The organism is Kitasatospora sp. NPDC059827 (assembly GCF_042731675.1).
GTDB lineage: Bacteria > Actinomycetota > Actinomycetes > Streptomycetales > Streptomycetaceae > Kitasatospora.
This window is the reverse complement of the sequence record NZ_JBHWIV010000068.1, coordinates 1-24,757: the sequence shown is the minus strand read 5'-3', so window position 1 is coordinate 24,757 and position 24,757 is coordinate 1. Positions and strand designations below refer to the sequence as shown.

General features: G+C 72.1%; 18 protein-coding genes. 9 read left to right on the top strand and 9 right to left on the bottom strand.

What is annotated here, in order from left to right; genetic code table 11:
- Positions 1–32 precede the first annotated feature (32 nt).
- Complete coding sequence (locus tag ACFV8H_RS31280; protein ID WP_380406756.1) at positions 33–1,511, bottom strand: endo-1,4-beta-xylanase; 1,479 nt, start codon at positions 1,509–1,511, stop codon at positions 33–35.
- 391 nt (positions 1,512–1,902) lie between these two features.
- Between ACFV8H_RS31280 and ACFV8H_RS31275 the strand changes: the two genes are divergently transcribed.
- Complete coding sequence (locus tag ACFV8H_RS31275; protein ID WP_380406754.1) at positions 1,903–3,918, top strand: glycoside hydrolase family 6 protein; 2,016 nt, start codon at positions 1,903–1,905, stop codon at positions 3,916–3,918.
- Between the two features lie 76 nt (positions 3,919–3,994).
- Positions 3,995–5,527, top strand: a complete 1,533-nt coding sequence (locus ACFV8H_RS31270; RefSeq protein WP_380406752.1) for a cellulase family glycosylhydrolase — start codon at positions 3,995–3,997, stop codon at positions 5,525–5,527.
- 32 nt (positions 5,528–5,559) lie between these two features.
- On the opposite strand, the gene ACFV8H_RS31265 is transcribed toward ACFV8H_RS31270, so the two are convergent.
- Complete coding sequence (locus tag ACFV8H_RS31265) at positions 5,560–6,594, bottom strand: LacI family DNA-binding transcriptional regulator (protein ID WP_380406750.1); 1,035 nt, start codon at positions 6,592–6,594, stop codon at positions 5,560–5,562.
- 281 nt (positions 6,595–6,875) lie between these two features.
- Between ACFV8H_RS31265 and ACFV8H_RS31260 the strand changes: the two genes are divergently transcribed.
- From ACFV8H_RS31260 to ACFV8H_RS31240, 5 genes are all read left to right on the top strand, one after another.
- Positions 6,876–8,183, top strand: coding sequence for an ABC transporter substrate-binding protein (locus tag ACFV8H_RS31260; protein WP_380406748.1), 1,308 nt, complete (start codon positions 6,876–6,878; stop codon positions 8,181–8,183).
- Positions 8,184–8,248: 65 nt separating this feature from the next.
- A complete protein-coding gene (locus ACFV8H_RS31255; protein WP_380406746.1) occupies positions 8,249–9,235 on the top strand; it encodes a carbohydrate ABC transporter permease in 987 nt (328 codons plus the stop codon).
- A gap of 6 nt (positions 9,236–9,241) precedes the next feature.
- A complete protein-coding gene (locus ACFV8H_RS31250; protein ID WP_380406744.1) occupies positions 9,242–10,099 on the top strand; it encodes a carbohydrate ABC transporter permease in 858 nt (285 codons plus the stop codon).
- Between the two features lie 60 nt (positions 10,100–10,159).
- Entirely contained in the window at positions 10,160–11,641 is a 1,482-nt protein-coding gene (locus tag ACFV8H_RS31245; RefSeq protein ID WP_380406742.1) for a glycoside hydrolase family 1 protein, read from the top strand.
- Positions 11,642–11,761: 120 nt separating this feature from the next.
- Positions 11,762–12,790 carry a LacI family DNA-binding transcriptional regulator gene (locus ACFV8H_RS31240; RefSeq protein WP_380406740.1) on the top strand — a complete coding sequence of 343 codons (1,029 nt, stop codon included), beginning with the start codon at positions 11,762–11,764 and terminating at the stop codon, positions 12,788–12,790.
- Positions 12,791–12,917: 127 nt separating this feature from the next.
- Here ACFV8H_RS31240 and ACFV8H_RS31235 read toward each other — a convergent pair whose 3' ends face one another.
- Positions 12,918–13,346: a hypothetical protein gene (locus tag ACFV8H_RS31235; protein WP_380406738.1), complete on the bottom strand. Its 429-nt coding sequence runs from the start codon at positions 13,344–13,346 to the stop codon at positions 12,918–12,920.
- Positions 13,347–13,784: 438 nt separating this feature from the next.
- Here ACFV8H_RS31235 and ACFV8H_RS31230 point away from each other — a divergent pair, with 438 nt between their 5' ends.
- Together ACFV8H_RS31230 and ACFV8H_RS31225 are read left to right on the top strand one after the other, a co-directional pair.
- On the top strand, positions 13,785–14,945 hold the full coding sequence (locus tag ACFV8H_RS31230) for a glycoside hydrolase family 11 protein (RefSeq protein WP_380406736.1): 1,161 nt from the start codon (positions 13,785–13,787) through the stop codon (positions 14,943–14,945).
- A 93-nt stretch (positions 14,946–15,038) separates the two neighbouring features.
- Positions 15,039–16,502: a non-reducing end alpha-L-arabinofuranosidase family hydrolase gene (locus ACFV8H_RS31225; RefSeq protein WP_380406734.1), complete on the top strand. Its 1,464-nt coding sequence runs from the start codon at positions 15,039–15,041 to the stop codon at positions 16,500–16,502.
- A 238-nt stretch (positions 16,503–16,740) separates the two neighbouring features.
- Here the strand turns inward: ACFV8H_RS31225 and ACFV8H_RS31220 are convergent, their stop codons facing one another.
- From ACFV8H_RS31220 to ACFV8H_RS31195, 6 genes are all read right to left on the bottom strand, one after another.
- Positions 16,741–18,414 (bottom strand): hypothetical protein, encoded by a 1,674-nt coding sequence (locus ACFV8H_RS31220; RefSeq protein WP_380406732.1) that lies wholly within the window; start codon positions 18,412–18,414, stop codon positions 16,741–16,743.
- 237 nt (positions 18,415–18,651) lie between these two features.
- Entirely contained in the window at positions 18,652–19,902 is a 1,251-nt protein-coding gene (locus ACFV8H_RS31215) for an FAD-binding protein (protein ID WP_380406730.1), read from the bottom strand.
- 59 nt (positions 19,903–19,961) lie between these two features.
- A complete protein-coding gene (locus ACFV8H_RS31210; protein ID WP_380406728.1) occupies positions 19,962–21,890 on the bottom strand; it encodes a phosphatase PAP2 family protein in 1,929 nt (642 codons plus the stop codon).
- Between the two features lie 135 nt (positions 21,891–22,025).
- Positions 22,026–23,426, bottom strand: a complete 1,401-nt coding sequence (locus ACFV8H_RS31205) for a jacalin-like lectin (RefSeq protein ID WP_380406726.1) — start codon at positions 23,424–23,426, stop codon at positions 22,026–22,028.
- Between the two features lie 220 nt (positions 23,427–23,646).
- On the bottom strand, positions 23,647–24,453 hold the full coding sequence (locus ACFV8H_RS31200) for an SDR family oxidoreductase (protein WP_380406724.1): 807 nt from the start codon (positions 24,451–24,453) through the stop codon (positions 23,647–23,649).
- A 43-nt stretch (positions 24,454–24,496) separates the two neighbouring features.
- Positions 24,497–24,643: a hypothetical protein gene (locus ACFV8H_RS31195; protein WP_380406722.1), complete on the bottom strand. Its 147-nt coding sequence runs from the start codon at positions 24,641–24,643 to the stop codon at positions 24,497–24,499.
- Positions 24,644–24,757 lie beyond the last annotated feature (114 nt).

Genomic DNA, 24,757 nt, shown 5'->3' with positions numbered 1-24,757 from the left:
TCGTGCTGTCGTGCTGTCGTGCTGTCGTGCTGTCAGCCGATGGTCCACCGCTGGTTGCTGCCGCCGCCGCAACTCCACAGCTGGGCCAGGGCGCCGTCGGCGGTGGAGGCGCCGGTCACGTCCAGGCACAGGCCCGACTGGGCGCCGGTGAGGGTGCCGTCGGCGTTGAGGTGCCACTGCTGGTTGGCCTGGCCGTTGCACGGCCAGACGACCGCCTTGGTGCCGTTGACGGCACCCTGCCCGGAGGCGTCCAGGCACAGTCGGCTGCTGCCGTCGTAGACGGTCAGCCGGTCGTCCGAGGTGTGGGTCCAGGTCTGGTTGGTGCCGCCCCAGCAGCTGTAGATCTGCACCTGGGTGCCTGCCGTGGTCGAACTGTTCGGCACGTCCAGGCACTTGCCGGCGCCGACCGCGTGCAGCGCGCCCGTGGTGCCGCCGCCACCGCCGCCCGGGGTGCTCGAACCGCCGAGGGCGGAGAGCGCCGCGTAGAAGGCCGGCTTGGGCTGGTCGTTGCCGTCGTGCATGGTGGCCGCGCCCGTCCCGGGGAAGGTCCCGGGGATCCAGGAGTGGGCGTCGTCCACGCCCCACTGGCTCACGCCCACGCAGCGGGAAACGGCCAGGCAGGCCCGGACCACGGCCGTGTAGTCGGAGCCCTGCTGCTGCAACGCCGCTCCGGAGGCCGGGAGTTGGATCCGGTCGTCCAGTTCGGTGACGGCCACGTCCAGGCCCAGGTTCGCGAACCGCTGCATGTTGGCCTGGAGGTCGGAGGGGACCTGGCCGAGGACGAAGTGGCTTTCGAGACCGATGCCGCCCAGCGGCACCCCCTGGGCGAGCAGCGACTGGGCCAGGCGGTAGAGGGCGTCGCTCTTCGCGTTCACGCCCTCGATGTTGTAGTCGTTGATGTAGAGCTTCGCCCCCGGGTCGGCGGCGTGGGCGGTGCGCAGTGCGTCGGCGAAGTAGTCGACGCCCATCGCGCGGTAGAAGACGTGCGGGACGAAGGAGCCGTCGCCGTTGAAGGGCTCGTTGATCACGTCCCAGGCGTAGAGCTGGCCCTTGTAGTGGCCGGCCTCGGCAGTGATGTGCGACTCCATCGCGGAGCGGACCTGGTCCTGCGGCAGGTTGGAGACCCAGCCCGGGAGCTGGTTCTGCCACACCAGGTTGTGGCCGCGCACCCGCATGCCCTTGGACTTGGCGAACTGCACGAGCTGGTCGCCCGGCCCGAAGTCGTACGAGCCGCGGGACGGCTCTGCGGTGTCCCACTTCATCTCGTTGGCCGGGGTCAGCATGTCGAACTGCGCCCCGGCGACGGCGACCTCACCGCCCACGCCGAGGTCGCCGCGCTCGATGGCGGTGCCGAAGTAGCGGCCTTTCGCTTCCGCGGCCGCCCTCAAGGTGCCGCCGGCCGCCGCGGCCGGGGTCGTCGCGGCCAGCGCGCCGGTCGCGAGCACCAACGCCAGGACCAGGGCGGCGGTCCAGGCGCGGTGCATTCCGATCAGGATCCTTCGAAGAGGCATGGGCGAGCTCCAGAGTCGCTTCGTGGGGGGTGAACTCCCGCGTGGTCAGCGGGTCGTGGCGCACGGGTGGGGACGGTGGTGGGGCCGTCGGTGCGGGGGAACGCCATCGGTTCGGGGGAACGGGAGCTTCGCGGTGGTGGGTTGCGCTCCCGCCGCTAGGTAACTCGCGGTGTACGGGACGCGTCAATACGCGGTTGAATGTTTCGATGATATTTCGGAAACAGGGTTCTGTAAGTTACAGCGGCTCGTGGGAGCGCTCCCGCGTCTATTGACGCCGTTTCTCATGCCCTGGCTTCATGTGAACGGGGGATCGCCGCGCCCCACTTGGGCGCGCTCCCACCCGATCCGAGCGATCCCGTCAGGAACCCCACCCATCCGAAAGGACCCGGACGTGCCCCCTACCGTCCTGCGTCGCCTGCGCACGGCAGCGGCCGCCACGCTGCTCGGCGCCACCGGCCTGCTGCCGAACATCGGAGCCGCCACGCCCGCCCAGGCCGCCCCCGCCCCTGCGGCCGCCGCCCACGTCACCAACCCCTTCGCCGGTGCCGCCGGCTACCTCAACCCCGACTACACGGCCGAGGTCAAAGCCCAGGCCACTGCCGACGGCGGCGCGCTGAGCGCGCTCGAGACCCAGGTCGCCGCCAACCCCACCGCCGTCTGGATGGACCACATCGGCGCGATCGCCGGGGACGGCGGCCGCCTCGGCCTCCAGGCCCACCTGGACCACGCGCTCGCCCAGCAGCAGGCGGGAGGCACGCCGGTCGTCTTCCAGGTCGTCATCTACGACCTGCCCGGCCGGGACTGCGCCGCCATCGCCTCCAACGGCGAAATCCCGGCCACCGAAGCCGGGTTGGCCACGTACAAGTCGCAGTACGTCGACCCGATCGCCGCCGTCCTGGCCAACCCGAAGTACGCGGGCCTCCGGGTCGCGGCCGTCATCGAGCCGGATTCCCTGCCCAACGCGGTGACCAACCAGTCCAAGCCGGCCTGCGCCACCGCCACCCCGTACTACGAAGCGGGCATCGAGTACACGCTCAACAAGCTGCACGCGATCCCCAACGTGTACGACTACCTGGACATCGGCCACGCGGGCTGGCTCGGCTGGTCCACCAACATGGTCCCGGCGGGCAAGGAGTACGCCAAGGTCGCCCAGGCCACCACCGCCGGGTTCGCCAGCATCGACGGCTTCGTCAGCGACACCGCCAACACCACGCCGCTGAGCGAGCCGTTCCTGGGCAACCCCGACCTGACCGTCGGCGGGCAGCCGCTCAAGTCGGCCAACTTCTACCAGTACAACCCGGTGTTCGACGAGTACCACTACAACACCGCGATGTACTCCACCCTGGTGTCCAACGGGTTCCCGAGCACCATCGGCATGCTGATCGACACCTCGCGCAACGGCTGGGGCGGCCCCGGACGGCCCACCGCGCTCAACTCCGGCCCCAGTACGGTGGACGCGTACGTCGCGGCCAACAGGGTCGACAGGAAGCCCTTCCGCGGCGACTGGTGCAACATCGTCGGCGCGGGCATCGGGGCCCGCCCGCAGTCCGAGCCGTACGGCGCGGGCAGCCCGATCATCGCGTTCCTGTGGGTCAAGCCGCCGGGCGAGTCGGACGGCGACTACCCGTCCGCCACCCACCCGCACGGCGACCCGCACTGCGACCCGAACGGCACCCAGACCGACGGGAACGGCAACACCTACCCCACCGACTCCATGCCCGACGCCAACGTCCCGGCGGGCCAGTGGTACTCGGCCCAGTTCCGCCAGCTGGTACAGAACGCCTACCCGGCGTTCGGCGACGCCGGCACCCCCACCGGCCCGACCGCGCCGGGCGCGCTGACCGTCACCGGCACCACCAGCACCAGCGTCTCGCTCAGCTGGACGGCCTCCACCGACCCGGCCGGCGTGACCGGCTACGCGGTGTACCGCAACGGCGCCAAGGTCGCGACCGTGACCGGCACGAACTACACCGACACCGGGCTCTCCGCCGCCACCGCCTACCAGTACACCGTCACCGCCCAGGACGCGGCCGGGAACGTCTCCCCCGCCTCCGCCGCGGTGACCGCCACCACCGCCGCGGCACCGGGCGGCGGCGGCACCAGCAGCGGCTGCTCCGCCGCCTACACGGTCGGCAACGACTGGGGCAGCGGCTTCACGGGCAGCGTCACGGTCGCCAACACCGGCACCACGGCCACCAAGTCCTGGACGGTCACCTGGAGTTGGGGCGGCAACCAGCAGATCACCAACAGCTGGAACGCCACCACCGCCCAGAGCGGCGCCGCCGTGACGGCCGCCAGCCAGGGCTACAACGGCGCGCTGGCGCCGAACGCCACCACCAGCTTCGGCTTCCAGGCGACCTACTCGGGCGGCAACACCGCCCCGTCGCTGACCTGCACCGCGAGCTGACCCGCACCGTCGGCCTACCTCCCCGGCCGGGGCCGCACCGTGGCGGCCCCGGCCCCCACCCCCCGAGGAACTCGGCATGCCCCGTAGCGTCCCACCCCGCACCGCCACGACCCGCCCCGTCCCCGCCCGCACCGCCGCGCTCGCAGCAGCCGCCACCGCCGCGTGCGCGGCACTGGCCGTGCTCCCCCTCAGCGCCTCGGCGGCCCCCACCACAGGCATCTCCTGCAGTGTGAGTTACGCCGTCGGCAACGACTGGGGCAGCGGCTTCACCGCCAACCTCACCCTCACCGACACCGGCACCGCGCCGATCAACGGCTGGACCCTCGGCTACACCTACACCGGCAACCAGACCCTCCAGAACGGCTGGAACGGCGTCTGGACCCAGACCGGACACACCGTCACCGTCACCAACCCCGACTACGCCCCCACCCTCAACCCCGGCGCCACCTACACCACCAGCGCCAACTTCTCCTACACCGCCACCAACACCGCCCCCACCGCCTTCACCGTCAACGGCACCCCCTGCGGGCCGCAGTCGAGCCCGTCGCCCCCGACCAGTCCACCGCCCACCACGCCACCGTCCACGCCGCCGCCGAACGGGCCCGCCCCCGCCGTGCACGTCTCGGGCAGCACGCTGGCGACGGCCGACGGCACGCCGATCACCCTGCACGGGGTGAACCGCTCCGGGGCCGAGTTCATGTGCGTCCAGGGCCACGGCTTCTTCGACGGCCCGGCCGACCAGACCTCCGTCACCGCGATGAAGTCCTGGCGGATCAACGCCGTCCGGGTGCCGCTCAACGAGGACTGCTGGCTGGGCCACGCCAACGTCGACCCCGCGTACGCCGGTGCGGCCTACATCAGCGCGGTGCGCGGCTACGTCGACCTGCTGCACCGCAACGGCCTGGTGGCCGTCCTGGACCTGCACTGGACGGACGGGGCCTACACCGGACCGTCGGCCGGCTGCTCCGACCCCAACGCCACCTGCCAGAAGCCCATGCCGGACGCCGCCGGCGCGCTCCCGTTCTGGACCTCGGTGGCACAGACCTTCAAGGGCGACGACGCGACCGTCTTCGACCTGTTCAACGAGCCGTACCCGTCCCGCGCCACCGGGAGCGAGGCCAGCGGCTGGGCCTGCTGGCGGGACGGCGGCAGCTGCCCCGGCATCGGCTTCCAGGTCGCCGGGATGCAGGCGATGGTCGATGCGGTGCGCTCGACCGGCGCGGACAACGTCCTCATGCTGGGCGGCCTGGAGTACGCCAACGACCTCACGCAGTGGGCTTCCTACCGGCCGACCGACCCCCTGCACAACCTGGCCGCCTCCTGGCACTCGTACAACTTCAACGCCTGCAGCACCAGTTCCTGCTGGGACGCCCAGATCGCCCCGCTCGCCGCCCAAGTACCCATCGTGACCGGCGAATTGGGCGAGAGCGACTGCGCGCACGGCTACCTGGACACCCTGCTGCCCTGGCTGGACCGGCACGGCGTCTCCTACCTCGCCTGGGCCTGGAACACCTGGGACTGCAGCAGCGGCCCGGCGCTGATCAGCGCCTACGACGGCACGCCGACGGCCTTCGGCGCGGGCTACCGCGCCCACCTGGCCGACGGGTAGGACCGCCGGGCCTGACCGTGGCCCGACCCCGGTCAGGCCGAGTCCCGCACCACCAGTTCCGTCGGCAGCACCGTCTGCCGGCGGAACCGGCCCGGCTGGGCGATCTCCTTGAGCAGCAGCCGAACCATCAACCTGCCCATCTCCTCGGTCGGTTGACGCACGCTGGTGAGCGGCGGCTCGGTGTGCCGGGCCACCACGGAGTCGTCGAACCCGATCACCGCGACGTCCTGCGGCACCCGTCGGCCCGCCTCCCGCAGCGCCTGGAGCGCGCCCGCCGCCGTCAGGTCCGAGGCGCAGAACACCGCGTCCAGGCCGGGCCGGCGAGCGAGCAGTTCCCGCATGCCCTCGCGCCCGCCGCGCTCGGTGAAGTCCCCGTGCACGATGAGCTCTTCGTCGGCCGGGATCCCGGCCTCGGCGAGCGCCCGGCGGTACCCGGCCAGGCGCTCCGCGGCGCCCTCCATGTCGAGCGGCCCGGTGATGGTCCCGACGGCCGTCCGGCCCCTGGCCAGCAGGTGCCGGACGGCCGCTCGCGCGCCGCCCGCGTTGTCGGCGTGCACATAGCTCAGCGACTCCTCCACCGAGCGGCGACCGCCCAGTACGGCGGGGAGTTCGAGCCGCTCCAGCAGCTCGGGGAGCGGATCGTCCTCGTGCACCGAGACCAGCAGGACGCCGTCCACCCGGCGGGCGGTGAGGTAGCGGGTCAGCCGCTCCCGCTCGCGTTCGTCGCGCACCAGCACCAGCAGCAACTGCAGGTCGGACTCGGCGAGTTCAGCCGAGACCCCGGTGATGATGTCGGAGAAGTAGGGTTCCGAGCTCAGTTTCGCGACGCTCTCCGGGATGACCAGCGCGACCGCGTCGGTCCGGGAGGTGACCAGGGAGCGCGCCGCCTGGTTGGGGACGTAGCCGAGTTCCGCGATGGCCTGCTCGACGGCCTCGCGGGCCTTGGCGCTCACCTTGGGCGAGCCGTTGACGACCCGGGACACCGTGCCCCGGCCCACTCCGGCCCGCGCTGCCACCGCCTCCAGGGTGGGGCGGGCAGCGGGCTGCTGCTGCGCGGCTCGACTCATGATCGTTCTCCCGGACGGACGGACGGCGGACGGCGGACGGCGGACGGCGGACGGCGGACTGACGGTGGACGACGGCGGGTGCGGCAACCGCGCCGAGGGCGGCCGGACGACACGGTCCGGTAACGGAGCCGATGCACGCCCTTGACACGCCTCGCGCGGCGAAGCAATCTTCCCACATCGCAGTGGGAGCGCTCCCACCCATGCTCCACCCAGTTCCGAGCACCACCGGCCGCCAGTCGCGCGCCGCTGCCACGGACCACCCTGGACAAGGAGATTCGGCCATGCGGAACCCCGGCACCACCCACGGCGGCAGAGCCGCCGCCATCGCAGCCCTGTGCGCCCTGCTGGTCGCCGGCTGCGACAGCTCCGGCTCCACCACCGACGCGGCCTCCAGCGGCAGGATCACCCTGACCGTCGGCGACTACGGCACCTTCGGCTACAAGGAGTCCGGCCTCTTCGACGCCTACATGAAGGAACACCCCGACATCACCATCGTGGAGCACACCGTCCAGCAGGAGACCGACTACTACCCCGCCCTGCAGACCCACCTCGCCTCCGGCAGCGGTCTGGACGACATCCAGGCGGTCGAGGTCGGCCGGATCGCCCAGGTGGTGAAGAAGCAGGCCGCCAAGTTCGTCGACCTCGGCAAGGCCGACGGCGTCGACAAGTCGGCCTTCCTGCCGTGGAAGTCGCAGCAGGCCACCGCCTCGGACGGCAGCACCATCGGGCTGGGCACCGACATCGGCCCGATGGCGATCTGCTACCGCAAGGACCTCTTCCAGCAGGCCGGGCTGCCCACCGACCGCGAGCAGGTGGCCAAGCTCTGGCAGGGCGACTGGGCCAAGTTCGTCGAGGTTGGCAAGCAGTACCAGGCCAAGGCGCCCGCCGGCACCTTCTTCCTCGACTCCGCCGGCGGCCTGTTCAACGCCGTGGTGTCCTCCAGCACCACGCAGTACGTCGACAGCAGCGGGAAGCTGAACTACAAGGACAACCCCACCGTCAAGAGTGCCTGGACCCTGTCGACCGGCGCGATCTCGGCCGGGATCAGCGCCGGCCTCAAGCAGTTCGACACACCGTGGTTCCAGGCGTTCGCCAACTCCAAGTTCGCCACGGTGGCCTGCCCGTCCTGGATGACGGCCATCGTCGCCGACAAGTCCGGGCCCGCCAACAAGGGCAAGTGGGACATCGCCACCGCCCCGGCCGCCGGCAACTGGGGCGGCTCCTTCCTCTCCGTGCCGAAGGCCGGCAAGCACCAGAAGGAGGCCGCGGCGCTCGCCGCCTGGCTGACCGCGCCCGCGCAGCAGGCCAAGGTCTTCACCACGGTCGGCAACCTGCCGTCCAACGTCAAGGCGCTGGGCCGGTCGGAGGTGCAGAACGCCAAGCTCGACTTCTTCGGCGACACGCCCACCGGCCAGATCTACGCCGCCACCGCGCAGTCCGTCCAGCCGACCGTGATCGGCGAGTGGGACGGCCTGGTCAAGGACACCCTCACCAACGGCGCCCTGCTCAGCATCGAGCAGCACCAGAGCGACCCCGCCAAGGCGTGGAGCAACGCGGTCAAGGAGATCGACGACAAGGTCAGCGACTGACGGCCAGCCGTTCGCCCGTCCCGGCCCCACCGGCCGGGACGGGGGTTCCCGGAGAGGACACCGCCATGCTCGACAAGACCGTCCCGGCCGCCACCGCACAGGGCAGGCCACGCCCCGCTCCCCCGCCACCCGATCCCTGGCGCACCCGGCTCTACCGTTGGGACCTCAAGGCCTCGCCCTACCTGTACGTCGCGCCGTTCTTCGTCTGCTTCGTGGCCTTCGGCCTGTTCCCGCTGGTCTACACCGGCTGGGTGTCGCTGCACAGCGTGGACCTCCAGACCTCCGACCAGATGCAGTGGCGCGGCTTCGACAACTACACCCGGCTGTTCCACGACGACCTGTTCCGCAACGCCCTGCGCAACACCGTCACCATCGGTCTGCTGTCCACCGTGCCCCAGCTGCTGATGGCCCTCGGCCTGGCGCACCTGCTCAACTACCGCCTGCGCGGCCGGGGTTTCTTCCGGATCGCGATGCTCGCCCCCTATGCGACCTCGATCGCCGCGGCCACCCTGGTGTTCACGCTGCTGTTCGGGCGCGACTACGGCATGATCAACTGGCTGCTGGGCCACCTGGGCCTGGGTCACGTCGACTGGGAGGGCGGCACCTGGAGTTCCCAGATCGCCGTCTCCACGATCGTCACCTGGCGCTGGACCGGCTACAACGCCCTGATCTACCTCGCCGCCATGCAGGCCGTCCCGCACGACCTGTACGAGGCGGCGGCGCTCGACGGCGCCAACCGGTGGCAGCAGTTCCGGCACGTCACGGTGCCGTCCATCCGGCCCACCATCCTGTTCACCCTCGTGGTCTCCGGCATCGGGGCCACCCAACTCTTCGGCGAGCCACTGCTGTTCGGCGGCGGCGCGACCGGCCACAGCGGCGGCTCGGCCCACCAGTACCAGACCCTGGGGCTGTACCTGTACGACCAGGGCTGGTACGCCTTCCACCTCGGCCGAGCCGCCGCCGTGGCCTGGACGATGCTGTTGATCCTGCTGGCCATCGGCGCGCTCAACCTCGCCCTGGTCCGCATCCGCCGCGCCCGGAACGGGGGTTGAGCACCGATGGCCGCCACACCCGGACGACGTGCGGGAGCACGGGGCCTCACCGGGGCCGGACCGTTCACCTACGCGGTGCTGATCGTCGTCGCCGTGCTGTCCCTCTTCCCGCTGTACTGGACCCTGGTCGGCGCCTCGACCTCCGGCAGCCGGATCGCCCGCACCCCGCCCCCGCTGCTGCCCGGCGGGAGCCTGTGGCACAACCTCGACATCGCCTGGAACGAGGTCCACATGGGCCGGGCGCTGCTCAACTCGACGGTGGTGGCCGGCTGCGTCACCGCCAGCACGGTGCTGTTCGCGACCCTGGCGGGCTTCGCCTTCGCCAAGCTGCCGTTCCGGGGCCGCAAGCTCCTGCTGAGCCTGGTGGTGGCGACCATGGCCGTACCCGCCCAGCTGAGCGTGATCCCGCTCTACCAGATCATGGCGAAACTGCACTGGACCGACCAGCTCCAGTCGGTGGTCCTGCCCAATCTGGTCGCCGCGTTCGGGGTGTTCTTCATGCGGCAGTTCCTGGCCGAGGCGCTGCCGATCGACCTGGTCGAGGCGGCCCGGATGGACGGCGCCAGCAGCCTGCGGATCCTGTGGAGCGTCGTGCTGCCGATCGCCCGGCCCGGGATGGCCGTACTCGGCATGCTGGTCTTCGTGCAGTCCTGGAACGACTTCTTCTGGCCGATGATCGCGCTGAGCCAGAGCAATCCCACCGTCCAGGTGGCGCTGGCCGGCCTCGGCGGCGGCTCGTACGACTCCGACCAGGCCGTCATCCTCACCGGCTCGCTGCTCGGGACGGCGCCGCTGCTGCTGGTGTTCGCCCTGCTGGGCCGGCAGGTCGTCGGCGGCATCACCGCGGGAGCCGTCAAGAACTGACGTCCAGTCATCATCTGACAATTCGTCAATCCTCCTCACTGGAACAGGAGACAGCCAGCCATGACTCTCCCACGGACCGGGCCCACCCGGGCCACCACCTCCGCCGCCCCGGCCTTCCCCGCGGACTTCCTCTGGGGAGCCGCGACGGCCGCCTACCAGATCGAGGGGGCCGTCGACGTGGGCGGCCGCACCCCCTCGATCTGGGACACCTTCAGCCGCACCCCGGGGCGGACGGCCGGCGGTGACACCGGCGACCGCGCCACCGAGCACTACCACCGCTACCGCCAGGACGTCCGGCTGATGAGCGAACTGGGTCTGGGCGCCTACCGGTTCTCGGTGTCCTGGCCCCGGGTGCAGCCGACCGGACGCGGGCCGGCCGTCGAACGGGGCCTGGACTTCTACCGGCGGCTGGTGGACGAGCTGCTGGAGCACGGCATCGAGCCCGCGGTCACGCTCTACCACTGGGACCTCCCCCAGGACCTGGAGGACCTCGGGGGCTGGCCGAACCGCACCACCGCGGAGCGGTTCGCGGACTACGCCGCGCTGGTGGCGGACGCGCTCGGCGACCGAGTGGGCCTCTGGACCACCCTCAACGAACCCTGGTGCTCGGCCTTCCTCGGCTACGGCTCCGGGGTGCACGCCCCGGGCCGGGCCGACTGGACGGCCGCCCTGCGCGCGGCCCACCACCTCAACCTCGGCCACGGCCGCGCGGTCGAGGCGCTGCGCGCGACGCTGCCCCGGGCGGCGCGGATCGCCGTGTCGCTCAACCTGCACGAGGTACGGCCGCTCACCGGGTCCGCCGCGGACCGCGAGGCCGCCCGGCGGATCGACGCGGTGGGCAACCGCGTCTTCACCGGACCGATGCTGAACGGCGGCTACCCCGTCGACCTGCTCGTCGACACGGCACACCTGGTCGACTGGGCGGAGCTGATCCACGACGGCGACCTGACCGCCGCCGCCCGGCCGATCGACCTGCTGGGCGTCAACTACTACAACCCCACAGTGGTCTCGGCCCTGCCGAGCGGACCGACCCCGAGCGCCGCGACCCCGAGCGCCGCGGCCGCGAGCGACGCGGGCCACGGCGACGGCGCCCAGTCCCCCTTCGCCGGCTGCGCGGACGTGCTCTTCCACCGCGCACCCGGCGAGCGCACCGCCATGGGCTGGCCGATCGACCCGACCGGCCTGACCGACCTGCTGCTGCGCCTGCACCGCGAACACCCCGGGCTGCCGCTGATGGTCACCGAGAACGGCGCCGCCTTCGACGACCGGGTGACACCGGAGGGCGCGGTGCACGACCCGCAGCGCGTCGACTACCTGCGCGGACACCTCGACGCCGTCCGCCGGGCGATCGCCGCCGGCGCGGACGTGCGGGGCTACTTCCTCTGGTCGCTGATGGACAACTTCGAGTGGGCGTACGGCTACGGCAAGCGGTTCGGCCTGTACCACGTGGACTACGCCACCCAGGCCCGGACCGCCAAGGACAGCGCCCGCTGGTACGCGGAGGTGATCCGCCGGAACGCGCTGCCCGACCCGGGTGCGTGAGCGCGTCCGGTCCCTTGACGCCGGTCCTGCGACCGGCGAAGCTGACAGCGGTGGGTGGGCCGACGCACGATCGGTTCGGGGTGCGGTTCCCGTGTCGAACCTCGATCCAGGACGGCCCCCATGTCCCCACCCCTCCCCAGCAACGAACCCACCAACGACACCAGCAACGACCCCGCCCCGACCCTGGCCGAGGTCGCCCTCCGGGCCGGTGTCTCCATCGCGACCGCCTCCCGGGTGCTGAACCGTTCCGCCCGGGTCTCCACCGACGTGGCGGCCCGGGTCGAACAGGCGGCGAACGAGTTGGCGTACGTCCGTCGGCGGGCGCCCAGCACCCGCGGGACGGGCGTGGTGGCCGTCGTGGTCTTCGCCGATCCGCTGCAGTACCACGCGGACGCCTTCCCGGTCCGGCTGCTGGCCGGGCTGCGGCGCTCCTTGCCGGGCGCGGAACGGGAGTTGGCCGTCTTCACGGTGCCCAGGCGCTCCCGGCGGCCGCCGCTGGTGCGCTACCTGTGCGGCGGCCACGTCGACGGCGTGCTGCTGGTCGGCTGCTGGGGGGACACCGCGCTGATCCGGCTGCTGCACGCGGCCCGGGTCCCCGTGGTGTCGCTGGGCCGGCCGCCGGAGCCGGGCACGGTGGCGTTCGTGGACGCGGACAACCTCGCCGGTGCCAAGGAGGCGGTGCGCCGGCTGTACGCGTCCGGACGCCGCTCGGTGGCCACCATCGCCGGGCCGCCGGACACCGCCGCCGGCGCGGACCGGCTGGCCGGCTACCACCAGGCGGTGGCCGCGCTGGCCGCGGCCCGGCCCGCCGTGGCGTACGGCGACTTCGGCGGCGCCTCCGGCGAGCACGCGATGCAGTGGCTGCTGGACCAACGCCCCGAGCTGAACGCGGTGTTCGCCGCCTCCGACCAGATGGCCGCGGGAGCCCTGCGGACCTTGCGCCGGCACGGCCTGCGGGTGCCCGAGGACGTGGCGCTGATCGGCTTCGACGACGCCCCCGTCGCGGCGCGGTGCCGCCCGGGCCTGACCACCGTCCGCCAGCCGGTGGAGGAACTCGGCTCCCGCGCCCTGGAGTTGCTGCTGGGCAACCCGGAGCACGGCGAGTCGGTGGTGCTCCCCACCCGGCTGGTCGTCCGGGCGTCCGGCTGAATCCGCCGCACCGGGCGGCCGGAATCCGTGATCGTCGGCCCCTTGTCGGTTCACGTGCCACCGCTATAGTGCGAGCACCCCCGATCCCTCCTCCCGGGGATCCCCCGGTGAGCAGGGATGACTTTCGTCATCCCGGGCCGGTGACACGACGGCACTGCCGGGCGCCGTCACCGGACGGGAGTCTGGTGGGATCGTCGTTCCCGCCGATCACCGGGCCGACCCAGGCCTCTTCGCCCACCACGACCGCCTTGGCGGACGACGCACCGGCGGCGGCCGCAGCCGCGGGGAGCCGGCGGGAACGGTCGATCATGGGGCGGTCGGCGACGTGCAGCACCATGGTGGCGTCGGCGGCCACCTGGTCGAGCTGCTCGGCGTCGGCGTCCAGGTGGACGACCCGCTGCTCCGGGCCCTGCTCCCGGGAGGCGTCCAGGTGCTCCGCGACGCGGTCACGGTCGAACGGCGACTCACCGAACGGCGCGAACGGGACGGTGTGCACACCGGCGCGCAGCTGGGAGTTGGCCAGGGCCTGCAGCAGTGGGCCGGAGCCGGTCAGCACCACGGAGCTGTAGCGGCAGGTCTCGAAGCGCAGCTCGGGAAAACTTTCGAAAGATCCGCTCGTGAAATTTACGGCCTTCCCTTGGCAGAGGCCGACGGGATCCCTTCGGCCGCATCGGACGTCGAGCGCCTGACCAGCCTCTTCTCGGGAGGGGGTAGGGCCGGGCCGCGGCCGATACTTTCGCTGCATGCTCCGCAAGAGTTGACACCTTGTCGAGTGCAGGCCAACACTGTCGCCGTCGACACGTACGAACTTCCGTGACCCGGATCCGGATCCGGGTCACGGATCGTCAACTTGCTCCGCCTGGAGTGACGTTGCCGGTACGTCTGCTGCCCTGCGCCGCCCGTCGGTGCCGTTCGGCCCACCCGTCCGTTCGCGGTCACCGGTGGCGCGGGGTCGCAACCCCCTCCCACCCATCGGCAGGACGGATCACCCCCCGTGAACTCCCCCCACCCCAAGAGCCGCACAGCCGGCCGCCTCCGGCGGCTCGCCGGCAGGGCACACCTCCTCGGGCCGGCCCTCGCGGTCGTCCTGATCCTGCCCGGCACCGCCGACGCCGCGACTGTGACCACCAATCAGACCGGCAACGACGGCGGGTACTTCTACTCCTTCTGGACCGAGGGCAGCGGCGCGGTCTCGATGTCGCTGAACGGCGGCGGTCACTACGGCACCTCCTGGAGCAACGCCGGCAACTTCGTCGCCGGCAAGGGCTGGAGCACCGGCTCGCGCAACCCGGTGAGCTACTCGGGCACCTGGAGCACCAACGGCAACGCCTACCTGTCGCTCTACGGTTGGAGCACCAACCCGCTCGTCGAGTACTACATCGTCGACAACTACGGCTCCTACCGCCCCAGCGGCACCTACAAGGGCACCGTCACCAGCGACGGCGGCACCTACGACATCTACGAGACCACGCGGTACAACGCCCCCTCGATCGAGGGCATCAGGACCTTCAACCAGTACTGGAGCGTCCGCCGGGGCGGGCGGACGGGCGGCACCATCACCGTCGGCAACCACTTCGACGCGTGGTCCAGGTCCGGCATGAACCTCGGCACCATGAACTACGAGATCCTGGCCACCGAGGGCTACCAGAGCAGCGGCCGCTCCGACATCACGGTGGGCACCTCCCCCGGCGGTGGCGGCGGCGGTGGCGGTGGCACGCCGGGCGGGGGCATCACCTCCGGCTCCGTCCACACGCTCGCCGACGCGGCGGCCGGCCGCGTCCTCGACGAGCCCGCCGGGCAGAACGGCAACGGCACCCAGCTCCAGGTCTGGGACGGCGGCGGCGGCGCCAACCAGCAGTGGCGGGCCGATCAGAACGACGACGGCTCCTACACGCTGACCAACGTCGCCAGCGGCAAGGCCCTGGACGAGCCGAACAACCAGCTGAGCAACGGGACGCGGACGCAGGTCTGGGACTCCAGCGGCGCCGCCAACCAGCACTGGCGGGCCACCCGGAACGACGACGGCTCCTACACCCTGACCAACGTCGCCAGCGGCAAGGCCCTGGAGATCCCCGGCGGCCAGACCGGAAACGGCACTGCCGTCCAGGTCTGGGACTCCAACGGTGGCGCCAACCAGCACTGGAACTTCGGCTGAGCCGATCCGCAGGGCACGAGCCGCCCCTGCGGGCGCCTCATGTGAGCGCTCACAACCCATCCGACGGCTCCATCCGGTCATGAAGGAGTTCCCATGCGTCAACGGACGACCAGCCGCGGGCAGCTGCCCACGGTGCTCACCGCCCTGCTCGCGGCCGTGGCCGCGCTCGCGGCCATGCTCGGCGCCACCACCACGGCCCAGGCCACCGGCACGGCGCAGACCGCCACCAGCAGCGCCCTGCGCGGGACCGGTTCCGGCCGGTGCCTCGACGTGCAGAACGCCGCCCGGAGCGACGGCGCCGCCCTCCAGATCTACGACTGCTCCAACGGCGCGAACCAGCAGTGGACGTCGACGTCCGGCAACCAGCTGACGGTCTACGGCGACAAGTGCCTGGACGTACCGGGCCACGCCACCGCGGCCGGCACCCGGGTGCAGATCTGGAGCTGCAGCGGCGGCGCGAACCAGCAGTGGCAGGTCAACTCCGACGGCACTGTGGTCGGCGTGGAGTCCGGGCTGTGCCTGGACGTCACGGGCGCCGGCACCGCCAACGGCACTTCGGTGGAGATCTGGCCGTGCAACGACGACGCCAACCAGACCTGGACCGGCCTGTCCGGGTCACCCACCCCGCCGGGCGGCGGCAACGGCGGCAGCTGCGCCCTGCCGTCGAGCTACCGCTGGTCCTCGACCGGCGCGTTGGCCCAGCCGGCGCACGGGTGGGCCTCGGTGAAGGACTTCACCAACGTCGTCTACAACGGCAAGCACCTGGTCTACGCGTCGAACGTGAACGGCTCCTCGTACGGCTCGATGACGTTCACGCCCTTCACCAACTGGTCGGACATGGCCTCGACCGGCCAGACCGGCATGAACCAGGCCGCGGTGGCCCCCACCCTGTTCTACTTCGCGCCCAAGAACATCTGGGTCCTGGCCTACCAGTGGGGCCAGTGGCCCTTCCTCTACCGCACCTCGAACGACCCGACCAACCCCAACGGCTGGTCCGCACCCCAGCCGCTGTTCACCGGCAGCATCCCGGGCTCCGGCACCGGCCCGATCGACCAGACCCTGATCGCCGACGGCCAGAACATGTACCTGTTCTTCGCCGGTGACAACGGCAGCATCTACCGGGCCAGCATGCCGATCGGCAACTTCCCCGGCAACTTCGGCTCCTCCTACACCACCGTCATGAGCGACACCCCCCAGAACCTCTTCGAGGCGGTGCAGGTCTACAAGGTCCAGGGCCAGAACCAGTACCTCATGATCGTCGAGGCCCAGGGCAGCGCCGGACGCTACTTCCGCTCCTTCACCGCCACCAGCCTCAACGGCTCCTGGACCCCGCAGGCCGCCAGCGAGGGCAACCCCTTCGCGGGCAAGGCCAACAGCGGCGCCAACTGGACCAACGACATCAGCCACGGCGACCTGGTGCGCAACAACCCCGACCAGACCATGACCATCGACCCCTGCAACCTCCAGTTCCTCTACCAGGGCAAGAACCCCGGTGCGGGCGGCCCCTACGACCAGCTGCCCTGGCGGCCCGGCCTGCTGACCCTCCAGCGCCGCTGACCGGCACCCACCACCACGGGAGGAGGGAACCCCCAGGTGCCGTATCGGCTGGGGGTTCCCCGTCTTCAGGCGCGGTGCTCGCCCTTCCGGCGGCCTCGTCGCTTGATTGCTCGGGCACTGAGTCGCTGGACCTGTCTCCCGATCATCGACGCTTCCCGGCAGGGACGTCCGACATGTGATCGCTCACAATCGCTGGGCGTATCGTAGGACTGCGGCGCGCCCCAGGGAAACGCGCTGATCAGCGCCCGTCCGGGCAGGCCCGCAGGGCAGCGGCGAGGGCGGGGCCGATCGGGACGAGGAGATCGACGTTCCGGTCCAGAACGGTGCCCGCGGAGTCCGGACCGCCGACCCTGGTCGGCTCGTTGGCGCTCAACTCCCGGTGGACGGCGGCCAGGTCCCAGAAGCCGAGGTCGGCACCCGGCCTCAGCGGCGCGGCGTGGTCGATCATCGTGGAGCGGATCACCAGGGTGTCCGCACCCACGAGGAGTTCGAGCAGCCGCGCCTGGGACGGCCACTCGCACAGCCCCGAGGTGATGACATGCCAGAAGCCGCCACCGCCGGGACGCCCCTTCGGGGTGACCGAGTTGAGGTGCTGGTGCCCGGCCAGCCAGAGCACCACGTTGCCGAAGCGGTGCAGCAGCGCCTCGACCTCCTCCCCCAGCACCCGGGGCAGGTCCGCGTCGGGCCGCGCAGCCTCGTCCGGCCGCTCGACGGTGTTGTCGAACATCTCCGGCCCGTGGTGCGAGGCGAGGACGACCACCCGGTCCCGGTGGTCCGTGCGGACCTCGGCCCCGGCCGCGTCCCGGTAGCCGGAGTGCACCTCGACCAGGCGCTGCTCCAGCCAGTCCCGCTGACGCCGCCCGATGCTGCCGGTGACGTGGCCGGCCGGGTTGGTGGAGTCGAGGACGATCACCCGCACGCCGGGGATCTCGTCGTAGCAGTAGTACCCCCGGCCCTCGGCGAGGTCGGCCTCGCTGAACCCGTGCCCGCGGGGTGTACCCGGGCTGTCCAGGTGCGCCCGGATGTACTCGGCCTTGCTGATCAGGCGCCGGTCCGCCCGCGGCTCGATCCACCTGGCCGTCCCGCCCGCCAGCACCGTGGGATCCGCCAGGTACGCGTCGCCCGGCTCCCGGGGCAGCTCCGCGGGTACGGCGACCGGCCGCTCGCCGCCGGTGAGCAGGCCCTGGAACTCCGGGGTGACCGGTGCCCGCCCCTGGGCCAGGCAGTCGTGGTTGCCGATGCAGGCCAGCCAGTCGACGCCGAAGCCCTGGGCGCGGAACGGCACGGCCGCCGCCGCCAACAGACCTGGCCGGTCGGGGAAGCCGTACCGGCGCTTGTACCGGTCCCGCGACCGCGGCTCCGGGTTGTAGTAGTCGCCGGACACCGCGTACGAGGGGATCGCCGCACTGTCCCCGCTGTCGGCGGCGCCGAGGGTCGGGTCGACGGTGCCACCGCCGTTCATCAGCGCCAGGAAGCCGCGCACTTCGTTGAGTTGGGCGTTGTCGGTGTTGTCCCCGGTGCTGAGCACGAAGCGGACGGGCGCCCCCGGGTCCGCCGCCAGCCCGGCCACGGTGCGGGCCATCGCCTCGAACGCGTGGGCGGAGACGATCTCCTGCGGACGGTACGCCGGCACCATCCCGGCCCATCCCGGCCGGTCGGCGAACCGCTGGACGAAGTCGATCCGGCCCGGCGAGGCGAGGTCGGCCAGCTGGTGGTCGGTGACATGCACGAAGCGCAACAGGGATTCCGGCGCTTCCGGCCGGTGCCCGGTCAGATCGTCCCGCACGAGGTGGGGCTCCCCCGGCGCGACGACGAGCCTGCGGTAGACCCGCTCACTGCCCCCGCGGACCGCCTCGCCCGGGGCGATGGTGGCGTGGAGCGTGGTGACGACGGCACCGGTCTTCTGCGGCATGGGAGTTCGGGCTTCCTGTCCTGGGAGTTCACCGGCGCTGTGGCTGTTCGTCGCAGCCGGTGTGCTCGGGCTGGTGACCACCCCGGTGCTCCGCTCCGGAGACCAGGAACCGCGGCCTGGAGGAGCACGGGGTCGCGGCGGCGCAGCGCCTGCGCCCCGAATCCGGTAGTTGAACCGTCCAGGACAATGTTAGCGCTAACAGGAGACAAGGGGAGGGACCGGGGTGCTCCGCAGGCGCTACCCGGCGCCGAAGTGGCGGGCGACGAACTCGTTGCGGAACGTACCCGCCGGGTCGAACTCGCCCAGCAGCCGGCGGAAGTCCTCCCAGCGCGGGTACGACGCCCGGATCGCCTCGGGCGCCATGGTGAAGACCTTCCCCCAGTGCGGCCGGGCGGCGAACGCGGACAGGGCCTGCTCGACCACCCCGACCGCGTCCGCCACGGCCGCCGCATCGGGGTGCCAGGTGAAGTGGAAGGCCACGCAGTCGCGCCGGTAGGCGGGGCTGAGCCACAAGGCGTCCGCTGCCACCGTGCGGATCTCACTGATCTGCAGCGCCGGCGCGATCCGCTCCCGGACGGCGTCCAGCGCGTCGAACGCGGCGACGGCGTCGGCACGGGCGACGAAGTACTCCGACTGGAGCTCGTCGCCGCTGCTCGGGGTGAAGTCCAGCCGGAAGTGCGGGAGCCGCTCGTGCCACCGGCCCGGCACACCCAGCTGCCGCGTGCAGGGTTCGGGCGGACACCCCGGCACGGGGTGGCGCGGACCGTCGGCGAGCACCGCACCGAGCCAGGTCCCGGGGGCGTCCGGGCCGCCCCGCCGCTTGAGCCAGACCTGATCGATCCGGTCCGTCCGCCAGCCCGTGAACAGGCTGACGCTGTACGCCGCCGCCAGGATCTCGTCGAAGCGTTCCCGCAGCACGGCCGTCGACAGGCCCTCGTAGACCCACTGGCGGACTTCGAACGCCGGCACCACGTCCAGGGTCAGCCGGGTGACCACTCCGAGGGCGCCCAGGGCGACGACCGCACCGGGGAAGTCCGCCGCGCCCCGGTCGACCGTCACCAGGTCGCCGTCGGCCGTGACCAGCTCGACGGCTCGGACCGCCGTGGCGAGGCTGCCGTTGCCGACCCCCGAGCCGTGCGTCCCGGTGGCGCAGGCGCCCGCGACCGAGATGTGCGGCAGCGAGCCGAGGTTGTGCAGCGCGAGCCCGGCCCGGTCCAGCACCGCGGCGAGCTCGCCGAACCGCATCCCGGCGCTCACCCTGACCGTGCCGGCCCGTCCGTCCGGCTCGACCACCCGGGGCAGGCCGGCCACGGACACCAAGTCGCCCGTGGTGTCGGCGATCGCGTTGAACGAGTGCCCGGTGCCGAGCACCCGCACGGACCGGCTGTCCGCGACGATCCGCCGCAACTCGTCGACGGTGCGGGGCTCGTGGAACCGTTCGGCCCGGAACGCGATGTTCCCGGCCCAGTTGGTCGCGGCCACGGTCATGGGTGTCGCCTCTCCTCGGCCTCGGGAACGCACGGCCCGTTCAGCAGTGGGTGGCCCGTTCAGCAGCGGGTCAGTCGCACCGAGAGGCCGTCGTGGGTGTACAGCGGCGTCACCTCGTACCCGTCCACGTCGACGGTGACGCTGCTGAACTCGCCTTGCAGCGTACGCCCGTTGAGCACCGGCAGCACCAACTCGTCGTCCGGCTCGACGGTGTCCGCCAGCTGCAGGGCGAGCCCGGTGTTCCGACCGAGCGTCACCCGGCCCCCCACCGTCAGCGCCGGGGAGTGGCAGTGCTGGAGCTTCAGCTCCAGGCTCGCCCCGGCCGACTGGAGGAGGTTGCCGTGCACCCGGACGGCACCCTGCTCGGCGTCCACCCGCAGGGTGCCGCCGCACACCTGGACGTCGCCGCGCCCGAGGGCGTCCCGGGAGCCGGCCACCAGGACACCGCCCGCCACCACGGTGGCACCGGTGTAGCGGTTGGTGCCGGTCAGGGTCAGCGTCCCGGTGCCGCGCTTGGTGAGGCCGCCCGGGCCGGCGATGTCGTTGCACCAGGCGTCGGCCGCGGAGAACCCGCCGTCGGCGGCGTTCAGTTCGACCGTCACGTCCCGCTCGAACGAGCCGTAGCCGTCGGCCGCGGCGAACAGGTTGAGCCTGCCCCACAGCTCCGGACCGTCCAGCAGGACGTAGCCGGAGGGCAGGGCGGTGGAGCGCAGCACCTCGCGGCGCTGGGCGGCGTCGAGGTAGGGCAGGCGGGTCTCCAGCAGCACCTCGGCGCCCTTGGGCACGGTCATCGGGACGTCCCGGCCGCCGCGGCGCAGGACGTACGTCAGCTTCGGCGTGACCTGCTCGGCGTTGGCGTCGCGGTCGGCGTACGGGTCCTCGGCCTGGTCGGCCCGGTGGGCGTAGGCGTAGAGGGTGTCGGCGGTGCTGCCGGTCCTCGCCCGGAAGTACGCGGCGGCCTGGTTGCGGGCGGCGGCCTTGAGGGCGGCGTTGCGCGGGTCGGCGAGGGTGGCGGCGGCGAGCGCGGTGGCGAGCGTCCGGCCGCCGATCACGTCGAGCGGGGAGTGCATCCCGGACGTGATCCGGGTGTGGCTGAGCTCGAACGCCCGGGTGACCAGCTCCTGGAAGCGCTCGGGCACCGCGTAGGCGAGGGCCAGCGCGGACAGGTGGAAGGCGTTGGTGTGACCGCTCACGAAGCCGCCGTCGTCGACCGGGGAGCTGCCGCGCTGACGGAGCAGCTGCGGGGCGACGACCACCTCGGACTCGTACACCGGGTAGCCGAGGGCGTCGGTGGTGCCGGTGTCGACCACCGCGCTGTCCTCGTTCATCCGCCAGGGACGCGGGTAGCGGTAGGCGTACTTGGCGGGGTTGCCGGAGGCGTACGGTCCGCGCAGCGTGTTGACCAGGGTGACCACCTGGCCCAGCTCCGAGTCGACGGCCCCGGGGCCGATCTCGGACCCGGCGGGCGCGCCGGCGGGGACGGCGTCGTCGATCTTCGCGGGCGGGGTCGAGTCGGGCGCCGTGGTGATCGAGGTGACGGCCCGGGCACCCGTGCGGTACAGGTCGGCGAGCGGGCCGAGGCCGGCGATGACGGCGTAGCCCTGGTGCTGGCGGTCGTAGCGGAACGCCTCCTTGGCCTGCGCCGCGGTGCGCCGGGTGGTGACCTCCACGCAGTAGCGCACGTTGGCGCGCAGCACGTCGGCCATGATCGGCGAACCGTCGTTCCAGGACGCGCCGGTGTGCCAGATCCGGTTCATCCCGGTGAGGATGCGTACGGCCGCGTTCCCCTCCGGGGTGAGGTCGGCCATCGTGTTGGTCGCGTAGGAGTCGACGAAGGCGGCGCCCGGGGCGGGGCCGGCGGGCGCGGCGGCGGCCTGCTGCGGGGCGGTCAGCAGGCTCAGGGCGGTGGGCGCGGTGAGCAGGCCGACCGAGGTGGCTGCGGAACTGCGCAGGAAGCGGCGGCGGTTCAGGGCGGGCTGGTCGTTCATTGCAGTTCTTCCTGCTGTGGTGGTGTTCCGGGCGGAGCGGTGTGCGGACGGGGAGGATCCCCGGCCCGGGTGGCGGCCCGGGCCGGGGACGATCAGGAGGACGATCAGGGGGACGGCGTAGGGGCGGTGCGGGGCTCAGCGGCGGGTGAACAGGAAGCCGAGCTTGTCGACCCCGTCGCCGGCGCGCCCCTGGAACCCGGCGAGCTGCCAGCCGTCGGGCGCGGTGCGGGTCACGCAATCGGCGGTGGTGGTGCCGCCGGCCAAGGTGCGGCCCTGGTTGGTGCCGAAGGAGGCGGAGAAGATCCGGGTGTGCCCGTTGTACGAACCCTGGCACAGGGTCGCCGAGTTGACGAACTCGCCGTTGCCCAGGGTGAGCGAGGAGGCGGTGCCGCCGGTGCCGCCGTGGGTGAGGGCGCTGCCGTCGGCGAGGGTCAGGCCGACCTGGTCGACCCGGCTGCCGGCCCGCAGGCTGACCGTGGTGGCCCGGGCGCCGGGCGCGACCCGGTCGATGTCGTCGTAGAAGTCGCCGTGCGGGCCGCCGTACTGCTCGCTCGCCAGGTAGGCGGGGTTGCGGCTCCAGGTGAAGCCCACGGCGACCGGGTCGTGGTCGGAGAGCATCTTGCCCGCGGCGTCCAGGAAGTCGGCGTGCTTGTTGGCGTACGAGGTCGCGGTCAGCGACACCAACGCGCTGCTGCGGTAGAGGACCTTGTCGACGATCTCGCAGGTGTCGGTGGGCGCGTTCTGGTCGCACAGCAGCGGGTCGGCACCACGGGCCGGCGCCACGCCGCCGCGCTCCAACTGCACCCACGCGTCGGTCAGCCGGTTGTCGGCGGCGAAGGCGCCGATGGTGTCGTCGGCCCGGGTGTAGCGGGTATTGGTGTCGCCCATCACCACGACGGCGTTCCCGGCCGAGTGGGTCTTGATGTAGCCGCTGAGCTGGGCCAGGTTGGCGGCGCGGGCGGTCTCGTCGCCGGGGTTGGTGCCCGCGTTCGCGTGGAGGTTGTAGAGGTCCACGTACACGCCCTCGGCCAGCCGGGTCCGTTGGAAGCTGAAGCCCTTGGGGGTGAGGCAGTCACCGGAGTCCAGCTGGCAGTCGTTCCACTTGACCCGCTCGAAGTCGTCGGTGTCGTAGGCGAGTCCGGAGAGGGTGTTGAGGCCGCTGCCGATGCCCGCCCCGCCGCTGGTCGCCGTGCGGTACGGGTGGGCGTCGGCGGCGTACAGCGCGGCGTGGTAGTTGAAGTCCTCCTGGACGTTCACCACGTCGTACTGCCCGATCCGGCCGCCGATGGCGGTGGTGCTGCTCTGCCGCTCGGTGGAGGAGCTGTTCACCACCTGCGGGAGGCCGGCCACGTTGTACGTCAGCACGGAGAGCGACCCTCCCCCGGCCGCGGCCTGCCCGGACGGCACGCCGGTTGCGGCGCCGGTTGCGGCCTGTGCGGTCGTCGCGCCGCACAGGCCGCCCAGCACGGTCGCCGCGCCGAGCGCGGCGACGAGGGCGGAGCGGAGGAAGGAGTTGCGGGGGCGGGACTTGGACATCGGCGCTCCGATCGGAGTACGGCCAGGGGATCCGGTGCCACGGAGCGTATCCGAGCGAACCATGAGCGCGTCAACATCGGTGACGATCCTTCGCATCACCTCTGACCTGCACATTTACCAAGCCATGCCAGCTTTCGCACAAAGGTTCTGTTAGCGTTAACAGACTGTTCTTCCTGAGCCCGGCGACATCCGTGACCGCAGGTCGCCCCTCCCCTCCCCGCTACCCGAGGCCGCCGTTGCTCTGGAGGAGCTGGCCGTTGATCCAGCCGCCCTCCGTGGAGCAGAGGAACGAGACCAGGTTCGCGCAGTCCTGCGGCACGCCGAGGCGGCCCAACGGCGTGTAACGGGTCATGTCCGCCTTCTGCTCCTCCGTCATCCACCCGGTGTCGGTCGGCCCGGGATTGACCGCGTTGCAGGTCACCCCCAGGTGGGCGAGCTCGCGGGCGGCGGCCAGCGTGATCCGGTCCAGCGCCCCCTTGCTCGCGCCGTAGGGCAGGTTGCCGGCGGTGTGGTCGCTCGTCAGGCTGACGATCCGCCCGCTGCCGTGCTCCCCGCGGAACCGCAGCCCGTACTCCCGGATCAGCAGCCAGCTCGCCCGCGCGTTGACCGCGAAGTGCAGGTCGAAGCTCTCCACCGTGGTGTCCAGCAACCCGGAGGCGACCGACTCGCAGTGGCAGAGCACCAGCGCGGTGACGTTCCCAAGCTCGCGCTCGACGCTCTCGAAGAGCCGGGCCGGCACCGCCGGATCGCTCAGGTCCGCCTCCACCGCATGGGTGCCCGCCCCGAGGGACTCCGCCCGTTTCCGCAGCTCTTCGGGCGCACCCGGGTCCCCGCCCCACTCCATCCGGCCGTCGTACGGGGTCCAGTAGGTGAAGGCCACGTCCCAGCCGGCCCGGGCCAGGCCCAGCACCACCGACGCGGCGATCCCCGCCGAACGTCCGGCCCCCGTGACCAGGGCCACCGGACGCCCCGCCGTCCCCGCGTCCGGCCGGTTCCCGGCCTGTGTCTCGTCAGTCATGGCCGACATCCTGACGGACCGTCCGGCCCGGCTCAGCCCCAGCCGTTGAAGGTCAGCGCCGGATCGGCGTTCCGCACCAGGCCGAGGGCCTGCTCGGGCCACCAGGCACCACGAAGTGGGTGAGCACCTCGGTCGGCTGGGTGCCGACGTTCTGCTGGAACCACTGGTCGGTCCAGTGCCAGGTCGTGGGGTCGTCCACGTTGACGGCGTTGCCCGGTCCCCCGTCGCCCGCTCCGGAGCCGTGCGGCCCCCCCCCCGCCACCCCGCGCGGCGGCCCGCGACAACAGGGGCGGCGGCGCCACGAAAAAAAAAA